The organism is Kitasatospora sp. NPDC036755 (assembly GCF_040636595.1).
Lineage (GTDB): Bacteria > Actinomycetota > Actinomycetes > Streptomycetales > Streptomycetaceae > Kitasatospora.
Genome location: NZ_JBEZUT010000243.1, coordinates 1 through 13,460 on the forward strand (window position 1 = coordinate 1; position 13,460 = coordinate 13,460).

The following is a 13,460-nucleotide window of genomic DNA, read 5'->3' on the forward strand; positions in this document are numbered from 1 at the left end:
GTTCTCCCCCGGGGAGACGGTCGACTTGTCCACGCTCTTGGTGAAGGAGATCGCGGCCTGGGCCGGTGGAGCCAGCACACTGCTGCTCAGCAGCGTGCCGGCCACCAGGCCCAGGACGGAGGCGACCCGTCCAACCCGGAATGGAATTCGCATACCGCCCAGTTCATCCGGCGGGCCCGCTCGCCCCTTGACGGCACGTGCGCGACCGGCGGTGAATCACCTTCTCGGCGGACGCCCGTCCGGCGGCCGGACCGCTCGTGTGCCCCGCCGACCGGGACTGTGGCCGGCCCCGACGCCACGGCGCCCGGAAAGGCTCCCGGGCCGCCCTGAACAGGGCAAGTCACGGCCGGTTGTGAACCAGGCAGGTGAATCCCGCTCCGCTGACCGGGTCGACGGCCCAGAGCGGGACGATCACCGCTGTAGTTTGCGCCCGACGTCGACATGTGCGCGCGTCGTCCACTGTCCGGGCGGCGCGTCGGGTTCGCGAGGAGTGCACTCAAGTGATCTTGCCCGTCCGCTTCCGTCCCGGATGGTCCGCCCGGCGTGCCCGGGGGCCCGCCGGCCCGAATCCACCACACAGACGAACCCGGTCCGCGGGCGCGCGGGCGGTAGCCGTGTTCGCCGCCGCGCTGGCCGTGGTGGCCGGCGCCGTTCCGGCCGTCGCCTACGAAGAGCCCAGCAGCGCGGGCACCGGGCAGACGGGGCTGAACGGCTTCCGGGTCATCCCCTTCCCCTCGGGGCTGACGGCGCGCGGTTCCGTCACCGGCAACAACGACGTGCAGGAGGGCCTGACCCTCAGCAGCATCGGCTCCCCGCAGCCGTCCCACTACCAACCGCAGGTGGACCCCGCCAGGGCCTACGCGATCAAGGTCCAGTCGCTGCCGATCCAGAACTGCCCGGCCTTCTCCACCTGCCCGACCGGCACGGTGACGCTCGCCTTCAGCCGTCCGGTACGCGACCCGATCGTGAACGTGTCGGGCCTGGGCGCGGGCGTGAACGCGAACGGCCAGTCGTACGGTGACGCCGTCCAGCTCACCCTGACCTCCTCGGACCGGCCGGTGACCCTCGCCGGGGTCAGCCCGGGTTCCACCCTGCGGCTGGAGGGCCGGACGATCAAGCCGGCGGCCAGTGCCCCGCGGGCCAACTGCTCCGACGCCAACCCGGCGCTTCGCGCCGGCTGCGGCAGCCTGCAGATCCGGGGCGTGGTGCAGACCCTGACCTTCGCGACCGACATGGTCACCCAGGACGTGCCCGTCGCGTCGAACGCCACGACCAACGGCCGGGACGCCTGGGCGCTGTCCTCGGTCGTCCAGGACGACTGCTCCAACGCCCCCACCTCGTACGGCAACGCCTCCCACGTGGTGAGCGACCTGTCGCTCGGCGCGACCGTCACGCCGGACGTGCCGGGCACCGCGATCACCCAGGCCTGCCGCGCGTCCGGCGACGACAACGACCTGAACCCGGACTTCGGCGGCCTCAACTCCGAACTGGCCGGTAAACCCTACTCATTGACCGTTCCCGTCCAGGGTGTGAGCGCCGGCGCCTTCGCCGCCGCCTGGATCGACTTCACCGGCGGCGGCACCTTCACCGACGCGCAGCGGGCCACCGCCCGGGTCGCGCCGGGGGCCACCAGCGTCACCTTCACCTGGACGGTGCCCGCCGGGGTCAAGGCCGGGCCGACCTGGAGCCGGTTCCGGCTCGGCTACAACCAGGCCCCGGTCGAGTCGGCCACCGGCATGGCCGACTCCGGCGAGGTCGAGGACTGGCCGCTGCAAATCACCGGCCCGGCCGCCCTGTCGCTGCAGAAGACCGGCGAACCGACGACCGTCGGGCAGGCCGGCGACACCGTGCAGTACACCTACAAGGTGACGAACACCGGCGACGTCCCGGTGACGGACGTGAGGATCGACGAGACCTCGTTCTCCGGCACCGGGACCGCGCCGCAGATCACCTGCCCGGCCGGGACGGTGGCACCGGGGGACTCGGTGACGTGCACCGCCACGTACACGGTGACCCAGGCGGACGTGGACGCCGGGAAGATCACGAACACCGCGACCGCGACCGCCACCCCGCCGGCTGGGATGAACACGCCCACCTCCGGTGAGTCGACGGCGACCGTGGACGCCCCGGCCCGCCCGGGCCTGCTGCTGCACAAGGCGGCCGCCGAGGAAGGGGCGCTGAAGGCCGGCGAGGTGCTGCACTACTCCTTCGACGTCACCAACACCGGCAACGTGACGATGACCGGCGTGGCCATCCGGGAGACCGGCTTCACCGGCAGCGGCCCGGCCCCGACCGTCACCTGCCCGGACGCCGCGAAGTCGCTGGCGCCGGGCGCGAAGGTCACCTGCACCGCCACCTACACCGTCACCCAGGCCGACGTCGACCGCGGCTCGGTGCGGAACACCGCGGTCGCCTCCGGGAGCACACCCACCGGCCAGGAGACGACCTCGGACCCGTCCACGGTGACCGTGCCGTTCGCCCCCGCGCCCGGACTGCGGCTGGACAAGACCGTCGACCCGGCGACGTACCGCCAGGCCGGACAGACGCTCACCTACACCTTCCACGTCACCAACACCGGCAATGTGACGATGACCGGCGTCACGGTCACCGAAGGCTCCTTCTCCGGCACCGGAGCGCTGTCCGGCGTCACCTGCCCGCCCGACCAGGCGGCGGCGCTGGCCCCGGGTGCCCGGATGGACTGCACCGCCACCTACACCGTCACCCAGGCCGACGTCGACGCCGGGAAACTCGACAACTCCGCCACCGCCACCGGCACCCCGCCCGGCGGCGGCGGCCCGGTCACCTCGCCGCCCGGAACCAGCAGTGTCCCGGCGGAGTCCGAGCCGGCCCTCACCGTCGACAAGTCCACCGACCAGACCGAGCTCGTCGCCGGCGAGACCGTCACCTACCACTTCACCGTCACCAACACCGGCAACGTCACCCTGACGAACGTGGCCGTCGGCGAGGGCGAGTGGACCGGCTCCGGCCCCGCACCCACCGCGACCTGCCCGGACGCGGCGAAGTCCCTGGCGCCCGGCGCCCAGGTCGTCTGCACCGCCACCTACACCGTCACCCAGGCCGACGCCGACCGCGGCACCCTGCGCAACACCGCCACCGCCACCGCCACCCCGCCCGGCGGCGGCACCCCGGTCACCAGCCCGCCGTCCACCGTCCAACTGCCCCACGATTCCCGCCCCGCGCTGACCATCGCGAAGAAGGCCGACCCGGCCACCGCCCACCAGGCGGGTGACACGATCACGTTCGCCTACACCGTCACCAACACCGGCAACGTCACCCTCACCGACGTGCACCCCGTCGAGGGCGCCTTCTCCGGCACCGGGACGATCTCCGCGATCACCTGCCCGGACACGGCGAAGTCGCTGGTCCCGGGCATGAAGGTGGTGTGCACCGCCACCTACCGGGTGACCCAGGCGGACGTCGACGCCGGGAAGCTCGACAACGCGGCCACCGCCACCGGCACCCCGCCCGGCGGAGGCACACCCGCCACCTCGCCGCCCTCCTCCGCCGAGGTCTCGATCCCCCCGGCGCCGGCGCTGACCGTCGCGAAGACGGCGGACACGAACGACCTCACGGCCGGTGAGACGATCACCTACTCCTTCACCGTCACCAACACCGGCAACGTCACCCTCACCGACGTGACCATCGGTGAGGGCGAGTGGACCGGCTCCGGCCGCGCCCCGCAGGCGGTCTGCCCGGCGGCCGCGCGGTCGCTGGCTCCGGGCGCGCAGGTCGTGTGCACCGCCGCGTACACCGTCACCCAGGCCGACGCCGACCGCGGCTCGCTGCGCAACACCGCCACGGCGGGCGGCACCCCGCCGCACGGCGGCCCGGTCACCAGCCCGCCGTCCACCGTCCAACTGCCCCACGGCTCGCGCCCCGCGCTGACCGTGGCCAAGAGCGCCGACCCGGCGACCGTCCGCGCGGCGGGCGCCAAGGTGACGTTCTCGTACACCGTCACCAACACCGGCAATGTGACGCTGACCGATGTCCACCCGGTCGAGGGCGTCTTCACCGGCACCGGGACGATCTCCGCGATCACCTGCCCGGACACGGCGAAGTCGCTGGCCCCGGGCGCCACGGTGGTGTGCACCGCCACCTACCAGGTCACTCCGGCGGACGCCGCCGCCGGCGGCATCACCAACACCGCCACCGCCACCGCCACCGGCCCCGACGGCACCCCGGCGACCTCCGCCCCGTCCACCACGACCGTCCACGTCGAACCGGCGCCGCCCGCGCCCCCGCACGGACAGCTGCCCCAGACCGGTGCCGGCACCGGCCTCGCCGGACCGGCGGTGGCCCTGTCCGTCGGCGGCACCGCCCTGGTGCTGCTCGCCGGATACGGCCGACGCCGCCGCAGGGGGTAGCCGCCGACCGAAGCCCGACCCTCCGTAGCGGGGCGGGGAGCCTGCCGCACAGCAGGCTCCCCGCCCCGCTCCCATGTCAGGAAGGGGCAAAGTCGAGGTAAAGGCAAGGGAAATGACGGTCGACCGGACACGGCGATCCGGAGCGGTCGGTCCTCCGGTCCTGACGGGCGACCCGAATCCGGGACCCCGCATTTACCCAGACGGGTAAGAATGTGACATATTAACACCTGGCGGATGAATTCGGACTAATCATCCTGAACCCGCCCGGAGGGCACCCCCTCACCCTCCCGAACCCCTCAAAGCACTTCCAGGAGCCACCTTGAGCGACCGCATACCATCCGTCATGAACGAGGTGCGGCCGACATCCGAATCCCGGGCCCGGCGCGCGCCCGGTCGTACCGTCCTCGGCGCTCTCGCCGTCTCGGCACTCGCGCTCGCCTCGACCGTGCCGTTCGCCCTGGACGCCGTCGCGGCTCCGCCGGCGAAGGCCGCGCAGGGCGGGACGGAGCGTCCGATCGGCCCGAAGCCGACGCTCGATCTGCTCACGCACGGAAACCTGACCATGGCCTCCAACTCGGTGGTCGCCTGCGACCCCGACGACAGTCCGTGCGACGACAACGCCTACAACAACAACCGGGTCAACTGGGTCAAGACCGACCCCAAGGCCCCCGGCAACACCGCCTCCGCGGCCACCCTGACCATCCCGCCGGGCGCCAAGGTGCTCAACGCCCGGCTCTACTGGCAGTCGAACCCGGTCGGAACCTCGCTCACCTCCACCTCCGGCGACGCCTCCAAGGCCGACCAGGTCGAGCTCAAGGTTCCCGGCGCCACCGGCTACCAGCGGCTCACCGCCGACACCTACGACTGGTTCGACCAGAGGACCGGCGGCACTCCGCCGGCCCCGCTGACCGCCCACGCGGGCGTCAAGGACGTCACCGACCTGGTGCGTGCCGCCGGCTCCGGCGAGTACACCGTCGCCGACATCCAGGCCTGTCAGGGCCGGTCCTCGACCTCCGACTTCGGCGGCCAGAACGTCGGCTGCTGGGGCGGCTGGTCCCTGGCCGTCGCCTACGAGGACCCCAAGGAGCCACTGCGCTACCTGCAGATCTGGGACGGCTACCAGCTCATCCGCCCGCCCACGCCCAGCATCACCATGACCCTCGACGGCATCCGCACCCCGGCCGGCCGCGCCCCGGCCGCCACCATGGGCGTCGTGGTCGGCGACGGCGACGCGCCCATCGCCGGGGACTCTCTGGAAGTCGGCCCGGACTCCGGCAGCCTCACCGCCCTGCCCATGCCCACCGCGGCCGGGCCCGTCCGCGACAACGCCTTCACCAGCCGCATCGACCGCGTCGCGGCGGACGGCACCGGCACCAACCTCACCGACCGCAGGCCCAACCCGGTCAACAACGTCGGCTACGACGCCCGGATGATCGACATCACCGGCAAGCTCCCGGCCGGCAGCAAGCAGGCCGCGCTCCGCGTCACCGGCCAGGGCGACGCGCTGCACCCCCAGGTGGTCTGGCTCGCCGTCGAGGCCCTGGAGCCCGACCTCCGGATCGCCAAGGCCAACGAGCCGGCCGGCACCACCACGAACAGCCCGCCCGGCCTCGTCGACCCCGGTGCCGAGATCACCTACACCTTCACCCTCGCCAACCGGCACGAGGACGGCACCACCGCCGACCTCGACACCGCCACCGGCGTCACCCTGACCGACGTGCTGCCCGCCGGCACCGCCTACATCGACGGCTCCGGCCCCGGCTGCACCGCCTCCGGACGGAAGGTCACCTGCACCGCCGCCGACCTCGCGCCGGGAGCCGAGACCACCGTCTCCTTCCGGGCCCGGGTCGACACCGGACTCGCGCCGGGCACCAAGCTCGACAACACCTCGACGCTCGCCTACCGCGGCGCCCAGACCGGCCGCGAACAGCAGCGCGCCAGCAACACGGTGCGCAACACCGTTGCCGAGCACGCCGGTTACCGGCTCGCCAAGAGCGCTGACAAGACCCAGGCCCTGCCCGGTGACACAGTGAAGTACCAAGTGGACATCACCAACACCGGGAACGCGCCGCTCACCGGACTCACCGTCACCGACGACCTGAGCGCCGTCCTCGACGACGCCACGTACAACGACGACGCCACCGCCACCACCGGAACGCCCTCCTACGCACAACCCGTGCTCTCCTGGACCGGCGACCTGCCGGCCGGCGGCAACGCCCGGCTCACCTACACCGTCACGGTGAGGGAGCCCGCCGCCGGTGACCACACGATGCGCAACACCGTCGTCTCCGACCGGACCGGCGGCAACTGCCCGACCGGCTCGACGGCAGGGGAGTGCACGGCCACGGTGACGGTGACCGCGTCCTCTCCGTCCCCGACGGCGTCCCCGTCCGCGACGTCCTCCCCGTCCCCTGAACCGACCGGCGGGCCCACCTCCCCGTCGGGCGGGAGCAGCAGCCACGGCCCCGACCCGGTGGCCGGCGACGGGCCCGTTCGGCCGGACCGTGGCGGCCTCGCCGACACGGGCAGCCAGGTGGCGCTGATCGGCGGCATCGCCGTACTCGTCGGCATCGGCGGCGTGCTCCTCCTGGCGGCCTCCCGCCGTCGCCGCCACCGGCACTGACACCCCGTCCCGACCCCGTTGAGAGGGCGGCCACCGGACCCACCGGCGGCCGCCCTCGAGCCGTGCCCAGGGCGCGCCCGACGGCGCCACCGTACGGCGCGCCGCGTTCCGGGGCGCGCTCGTCCTGCGGCTCACCGACACCGCGACCGGAGCCTCGTACGACGCGGACGCCGGCGGCCGGTCCGTCGTGGACTGCCGTCCCGACGGCTCGCAGACCTGGCGCGCCCGCGGCCCGATCCTGCTGGGCGTCGGCGCGGACGCCGGCAACCTGCCCCGCGACCTGTACACCGTCGACGGCGTCCACACGATCGACATCGGCCCCACCGGCTTCAAGACGCTGACCATCGGGCACGGCTCCGCCGAGCCGCTCTGCGCGAAGATCACCTGACCGCGCCGCGCGTACGGCCACGGGCCGACCGGCCCCTCCGCGTCGGCCGCGCTGCCCCGTCCGGCGCAGCGCGGCGCGCGGGACGGCCGGAGTGCTGCGATCTTCGGAGGACATCCGGCCGCGCCCGACCCGCCGGGTTCCGTCGTCCCGAGACCGTGGAGGCCCGGATGTGGCAGGCTCCCCCCGCCCCCGTCAGCCGTGAGTGGCTCCCGGTGCTGGACGTGCCGGCGCCCGGCCCCCAGAGCCGTTGGACGGTGCTGCTGCGCGCGCTGCTGCTGATCCCCCAGTTCGTGGTGGTGTGGGTGCTGTCGGTGGTGGCGTTCTTCGTCACCGTCATCGGCTGGTTCGGTGCCCTGGTGCTCGGCCGCCTGCCCGAGTTCGCAGCGGCGTACCTGACCGCGTTCCTCCCGTACGACACCCGTGTGACCGCGTACCTGATGCTCCTCGTGGACCGCTATCCGCCGTTCCGGTTCGAGACCCCCGAGTACCCGGTGCGGGTCGGGCTGCGTCCGGGAGAGCTGAACCGGCTCGCCGTGCTGTTCCGCATCATCCTCGTCATCCCGGCCTCGATCGTGCAGGGCCTGGTGTTCGCGGGCTGGTGGGCGGTGTCGTTCATCCTCTGGCTGGTGGTGCTCGTTCTCGGCCGGATGCCGCAGCCGCTGTTCGAGGCGACGGCCGCGATCGTGCGCTACCGGGTGCGCTACTACGCCTACCTGACGATGATCTCGTCCGCCTACCCCAAGCGGCTGTTCGGCGACGAGCTCGACAGCGAGCCGACCGGACCGGCCTCGGCCACCCGCCCGCTGGTCCTGAGCGGTGGCGGGCGCGGTCTGGTCGTGCTCTTCCTGCTCCTCGGCCTGGTCTCCTCGGCGACGAGTTCGATCACCGCCTCGGTGAACTCGGACGACGACAATGACGGCACCAACAACGTCGACGACGGCACCAACCCGGCCGAGCGCGTCGTCGCGCCCCTCGTGCCGGGCCCCGTCGTCCCCGAGCCCGGGCCCCGGGGTCCGTTCGGCCTCTCATAGCCTGGATTGCGGTTGACGCGGTTGACGCGGCGGGCGCACCCCGGCTCGTGGGTTCGCCCGATCAGGGGGCGCGCACGCGGCGGCGCACCGCCCTCCCGTGCACGCCGTCTGATCGAGAAAGCGAGGTTACCGGCGGTATGTGCGTGGCTACGTTTGGCATATGACGCACTCACGAGTCCGCCGACTCCTCGCTCGTACCGCCGGGGCGCTCGTGCTCCTGGCCGCTCCCCTCGGGGTGCAGGCCGCCTCCGCGCACAGCCCTGCCGGGGACCGGAGAGCCATCATCACCGCCCTGAGCGACGGCGACCGCGACGCGCTCCAACAGGCGGTGGACTCCCAGCTCGCCACGGGCAGGGGCGGCCGGCAAACCGCCGCCAACGAGGTCACCTACCCGGACGGAGCGGTGGTGGTGCTCCCCTTGCCCGGGCAGGCGCAGGCACCGCCGTGGAGCGGCGACCACAGCCGTCGCGCGCCCCGGGGCCCGGACTGGAAGAACTGCCCGACGCCAGCGAGCGAGCCGTCCTACTACTGCTTCTACGCCGACAGGAACTGGGCCGGCCGGCGACTGCAGTTCAACTACTTCCACGAGGACGCCGCCGTGTACTTCACCGACTACGGCTTCCGCGACCAGGCGAGCAGCTGGGTCAACACGGCGCGCGGACTGGAGGTGATCGTGGACAACGACCCGGGCGACGGCCAGTGGCAGATGCTCTGGAAGGAACCGCCGGTGGCACTGTCCGCGTCGGTCGCGTACGACAACATGGCCGACCGGTTCTGGGCGGTCAGGCAGTAGCCACCACCCACACCGCCGAGCGCGCCACCGGCCGCCCCGCCGAGCGCCGCACCGCGGCCGGTGCCACCGCCCGCACTACCTTCCGCCGGCCGAGGCGGGAGGCGAGACCGCGCCGGTGGCAGCCGGCTCCGGCGTGACCGTGATGTAGGTCGGCGCCGGAGCCGTCTGCCGGGAGTCCGCCGCGTACCAGCCGGCACCGAACGCGACGATGCCGAGCAGGAGGCCGCCGAGGACCAGCGTGACGATGTGCTGCTTCATGGCCCAAGGGTAGGGGCGGGCCGGTCAACTTCCTTGCAGCCACGGCCCGGTGAGCCAGCTACCCGTCAAGCGGCGTTGACGCCGGACCCGGCGGCCCTTCCCGGGGTGGCCGGGTCGGGGCGGACCCGGTCGGGGTCGGTTCCGGTCAGGAAGGCAGCACGGCCACGGCCTCCACCTCCACCAGCTGGTCGTGGTACCCGAGCACCGAGACGCCGAGCAGGGTGCTCGGGGCATCGTGCTCCCCCATGTAGGCGCGGTAGACGTTCCACGCCTTCACCAGGTCCGCCTGGTCCCCGGAGGCCACGTAGACGGTCGTCCGGGCTATGTCCGTGAGGGCTGCGCCCGACTCCTCCAGCACGGCGATCAGGTTCCGCATCACCTGGTGGGCCTGGCCCTCGTAGTCGCCGACGGCGACCGTCCGGCCCTCCTCGTCCAGCGGGCAGGCGCCGGCCAGCCAGAGCGAGCGGGCCGGGGCGTCCACCTCCGCCGCGTAGGCGTATTCCACCGCGCTGGTCAGCCGTGTGCTGCGGATCAGCTTGACGGCGTTGCCCATGTCGTCCTCCGACTCTCCCGACCGAACGTTCGCGCCCATCGTTGGACTCTCATGACCGACCGTCAAACCATTTACCGGCCAACCCCCTTCCGTTTCCGGGCCCGAGCGTTCGCGAATCACCGTTGCGGGTGATGGCCAACCGGCCCGACGGCGCGGAATCCTGGTGTCTGCGCCCGGGGGCCACGCCCCGGGCGCCCCATCACCTCCAAGCGCCGGGAGGCACTGCCATGGAGCCCCAGCCGTCCGCCCTCGACCAGGCCTCTGGAGTCCGCCGGCGCCGCATGCTCGGCCTCGCCCTCGGGGCGGGCCTCGTCCCCGCACTCGGCCCGGCCGCCCAGGCGGCGTCGGACGCCCCGTCCGGGACGGTCCGGTCGCTGCCGGCCGACGCGCTGGGCCGCCGGGTCGCCGCCGTGGCGGCGAGCCAGCTCGGCGTGCCGTACGCCTGGGGCGGCGGCGACCGGCTGGGCGCGAGCCTCGGCTTCTGCGACGAGCAGAACGGCTGGCTGGACGGCGTCTGCATGGGCGAGAAGACGGTCGGCTTCGACTGCAGCGGCCTGTCGCTCTACTGCTGGTACCGGGCCAGCCACGGCACGGTGGAGCTCGGTCACTACACCGGCGCCCAGTTCAACCTCAGCGCCCCGGTGGAGCGGGACGCGCTCGCCCCGGGCGACCTGCTGTTCTTCTCCCGCCCCGACGCCCCCCTGCACCACGTCGGGATCCACGTCGGCGAGGGCGCGATGATCCACGCCGAGCGGACCGGCACCCTGGTCGCCCTGGTCGAGAACGTGCTCGACATCCCGCGCTGGGCGGGCGAGTTCGCCGGCGCCCGCCGCCCCGGACGGCCCGCCGCCTGAGGCCGACCGGCCCGACCGCCCACGGCGGGCGGGTCGGCTCACAGGCCGCGGCGCCACTCCCCCGTCCCGTGGTGCAGCCGCAGCAGGAGCGACTGCAACACCTGCCGCTCCCCCGCGTCCAGCGGCGCGAGCACCTCGTCCTGCACCGCCCGCGCCTGCGACTCCAGCTCGGCGAGCAGCGCCCGTCCGGCGTCGGTGACGGAGACCGAGACCCGCCGCCGGTCCTCCTGGTCCCTGGCGCGCTGGACGTACCCCGCGGCGGCGAGCTGGTCGGCGACCTTCGCCAGGTCGCTCGGGTCGATGGCCAGCCGCCGCACCAGGTCCCGCTGGGGCTGCGGGCCGAAGTCGGCGAGCGCGGCGAGCACTGCCATGTCCCAGAGCCGCAGGCCGCGTTCGGCCAGCCGCTCGGCGAACCGGCCGCGCGCCGTTTTGCCGACCCGGGAGAGCAGATAGGTGCTGAGGTCCAGCAGGGTCGGGGGGAGCTCGGCTGTGGGCGGCGGGTTCTCGGAGACCATGGCGGCAGTCTAGGTTCCCTCCCTATAGTGGGTGCTGACCCATAGTGGGTTCCAACCTATAGAAGGTTTAGACCCATCAATTCGCCGGCCGACCGCCCCTGCCAGGAGTGCGCCCGTGAACGACCTGTACCCCCGCCTGCTCGTGACCCGCTTCGCGGAGTGCTTCGGCTTCTACCGCGCCGTCCTCCCCCCGCTCACCGGCGCCACCCTCGCCAAGGGCTCCCCCGAGGGGCCCTACGCCAGCTGGGACCTCGCCGACCGGACCCTCCTGGCACTCTTCGACCGCGCCGCGATGGCCGCCACCCTCGACACCGCTTCCGTCGACACCGCCACCCCCGACACCGCCTCCGTCGACACCGCCTCCCATGGCAGCACCGAACCGGCCGCCGGGCCTCCCGCCCAACTCGCCTCCCCCGCACCGGACTCGGCGATGCCGGTCCTCCGGGTGGACGACGTGGACACCGCCCTCGACCTCTGCCTGCGCCACGGCGGCACCCCGGTCACGCCACCGACGGACCGCCCGGAATGGGGCACCACGCTGCGCAATGCCCATCTGCGCGACCCGGACGGCCGCCTGGTCGAGCTCCAGTCCTACTGAGAGCGCGCGTCCGAGGCCGACACCTCACGGCTGACGGCGCGTCCTCAGCATCGTGGCTCACCGGCTCGTGCCGCCACGGCCCGGACGAAACGTCCCAGCCCTTCCGGGTCGGTGTCCAGGAACAGGTTCGGTTCGATGAGCTCCACCTCCAGGACCACCGGCTCCCCGGCGTTGTTCAGCACCAGGTCCACCCGGGCGAACAGCGGGGCCCGCGGCGACGGGACCGCCGCCAGCGCCGCCGACGCGGTACGGATCTCCGCCTCGGTCGGCCGGTACGGCGCCACGCCGAGATGCGGCACCCGGTCGTTGTCGATCACGCCGGGCTCCGTCAGCAGGGCGTCCTTGCGGATCGCGTGGCTGAAGGCGCCGGCGAAGAAGACCAGAGCACGCTCCCCCTCCGCCACCCGGGGCAGATACGACTGGACCATCACGCTGCGGCCCTGGTCCAGCAGCATCCGGGCATGACGGGCGGCGTCCGCGTGCCGACCGGGCTCGTAACGCGCCGTGTCCAACGCGCCCGCGGACACCGCGGGCTTGACCACCACGCCGTCCGCCGCGCCGAAGTCCGCCGGGGAGAGCCGCGGCCGCATCCCCGGCTCGAGGAACCGGGTCGGCGCGACGGCGACCCCGTGCCGCGCGAGTTCCGTCAGGTAGTGCTTGTCGCTGTTCCAGCGGACCACGGGCGCGGGGTTCCACAGCCCGGTGACGCCCGCCGTGCTCTCGGCCCAGGCCAGGAACTCGTCGATCCGTTCCACGTAGTCCCAGGTCGACCGGATGACCGCCAGATCGAACCGTTCCCAACGCGCCCGGGCCGCGTCCCACACGACCGGCTCCGCGGACAGCCCGGCGGCGCGCAGGGCCTCCACGATCACTGGGAGATCGATGTCGTCCTCGACGCCGGCATCACTGGTCACGACCGCGATCCTGGCAACGCCCATGCACCTCTCCCGCCGCTCACCTCGGCCCGTACACCGGGGAAACCGCACGTCCGACGGCCGGCCCGCGCCGCACGGCCGCCGGAGGCGTGCGGCGCGGCCGTTCGACAGGCCGCCCGTCCCGTCTACTCCATCGGCTCCGAGAGCCCGTCGGCCGGCCTGGAATCCCCGAAGTCGCGGAGGGCCTCCGCCAGTTGCTCGGCCCGGTAGTCCGACGCACAGGCCCGCCCGAGATCCTGCGAAGCGGCACCCGCCCCCGGGACGTGCCCGAGCACCGCGGCGCAGTACTGGACGGCGGGGAGGGGCAGCGGGCGGAGCTCGGCCGATCCGGCCGGGGTGGCGGTTACCGCCCCGGCCAGGGCGAGGGAGCACGCCAGAACGGGAGCGGCGAGACCGCGTGGGATGCGCATCGGGGTACCTCCGTACGGGTGGGGACGGCGGGCCGTGGATGGCGGCCGCCCGGCCCATTCGACGAGCCCTGCGGGACGGTCAGGTCGAGCGGGTGGACGGCGGTGAAGGAGCCGTAG

General features: G+C 73.3%; 12 protein-coding genes. 7 read left to right on the plus strand and 5 right to left on the minus strand.

Annotation, left to right across the window (positions count from 1 at the left end; translation table 11 throughout):
• The first annotated feature begins 614 nt into the window (after nucleotides 1–614).
• The 5 genes from AB0E96_RS29210 to AB0E96_RS29230 all read left to right on the plus strand — a co-directional run bounded on the left by AB0E96_RS29210 (nucleotide 615) and on the right by AB0E96_RS29230 (nucleotide 9,220).
• Nucleotides 615–4,385: a GEVED domain-containing protein gene (locus tag AB0E96_RS29210; RefSeq protein ID WP_359828680.1), complete on the plus strand. Its 3,771-nt coding sequence runs from the start codon at nucleotides 615–617 to the stop codon at nucleotides 4,383–4,385.
• Nucleotides 4,386–4,704: 319 nt separating this feature from the next.
• Complete coding sequence (locus AB0E96_RS29215; RefSeq protein WP_359828681.1) at nucleotides 4,705–7,008, plus strand: hypothetical protein; 2,304 nt, start codon at nucleotides 4,705–4,707, stop codon at nucleotides 7,006–7,008.
• 187 nt (nucleotides 7,009–7,195) lie between these two features.
• Entirely contained in the window at nucleotides 7,196–7,396 is a 201-nt protein-coding gene (locus AB0E96_RS29220; protein WP_359828682.1) for a hypothetical protein, read from the plus strand.
• A 167-nt stretch (nucleotides 7,397–7,563) separates the two neighbouring features.
• Nucleotides 7,564–8,427, plus strand: a complete 864-nt coding sequence (locus AB0E96_RS29225) for a DUF4389 domain-containing protein (protein ID WP_359828683.1) — start codon at nucleotides 7,564–7,566, stop codon at nucleotides 8,425–8,427.
• A 160-nt stretch (nucleotides 8,428–8,587) separates the two neighbouring features.
• On the plus strand, nucleotides 8,588–9,220 hold the full coding sequence (locus AB0E96_RS29230; RefSeq protein ID WP_359828685.1) for a peptidase inhibitor family I36 protein: 633 nt from the start codon (nucleotides 8,588–8,590) through the stop codon (nucleotides 9,218–9,220).
• A 75-nt stretch (nucleotides 9,221–9,295) separates the two neighbouring features.
• Here AB0E96_RS29230 and AB0E96_RS29235 read toward each other — a convergent pair whose 3' ends face one another.
• Together AB0E96_RS29235 and AB0E96_RS29240 are read right to left on the minus strand one after the other, a co-directional pair.
• Nucleotides 9,296–9,478, minus strand: a complete 183-nt coding sequence (locus tag AB0E96_RS29235; RefSeq protein WP_359828686.1) for a hypothetical protein — start codon at nucleotides 9,476–9,478, stop codon at nucleotides 9,296–9,298.
• 145 nt (nucleotides 9,479–9,623) lie between these two features.
• Entirely contained in the window at nucleotides 9,624–10,031 is a 408-nt protein-coding gene (locus AB0E96_RS29240; RefSeq protein WP_359828696.1) for a RidA family protein, read from the minus strand.
• A gap of 227 nt (nucleotides 10,032–10,258) precedes the next feature.
• Between AB0E96_RS29240 and AB0E96_RS29245 the strand changes: the two genes are divergently transcribed.
• Entirely contained in the window at nucleotides 10,259–10,885 is a 627-nt protein-coding gene (locus AB0E96_RS29245; protein WP_359828688.1) for a C40 family peptidase, read from the plus strand.
• Nucleotides 10,886–10,923: 38 nt separating this feature from the next.
• On the opposite strand, the gene AB0E96_RS29250 is transcribed toward AB0E96_RS29245, so the two are convergent.
• Entirely contained in the window at nucleotides 10,924–11,400 is a 477-nt protein-coding gene (locus AB0E96_RS29250) for a MarR family transcriptional regulator (protein ID WP_359828690.1), read from the minus strand.
• Nucleotides 11,401–11,515: 115 nt separating this feature from the next.
• On the opposite strand from AB0E96_RS29250, the gene AB0E96_RS29255 reads away from it, so the two are divergent.
• The gene (locus AB0E96_RS29255; protein WP_359828692.1) at nucleotides 11,516–11,998 is read left to right on the plus strand and encodes a VOC family protein; all 483 of its coding nucleotides are present in this window, start codon (nucleotides 11,516–11,518) and stop codon (nucleotides 11,996–11,998) included.
• Between the two features lie 44 nt (nucleotides 11,999–12,042).
• Here AB0E96_RS29255 and AB0E96_RS29260 read toward each other — a convergent pair whose 3' ends face one another.
• Both AB0E96_RS29260 and AB0E96_RS29265 read right to left on the minus strand, forming a co-directional pair.
• Entirely contained in the window at nucleotides 12,043–12,912 is an 870-nt protein-coding gene (locus AB0E96_RS29260; RefSeq protein ID WP_359828693.1) for a hypothetical protein, read from the minus strand.
• A gap of 146 nt (nucleotides 12,913–13,058) precedes the next feature.
• On the minus strand, nucleotides 13,059–13,343 hold the full coding sequence (locus AB0E96_RS29265) for a hypothetical protein (protein WP_359828695.1): 285 nt from the start codon (nucleotides 13,341–13,343) through the stop codon (nucleotides 13,059–13,061).
• Nucleotides 13,344–13,460: the final 117 nt, after the last annotated feature.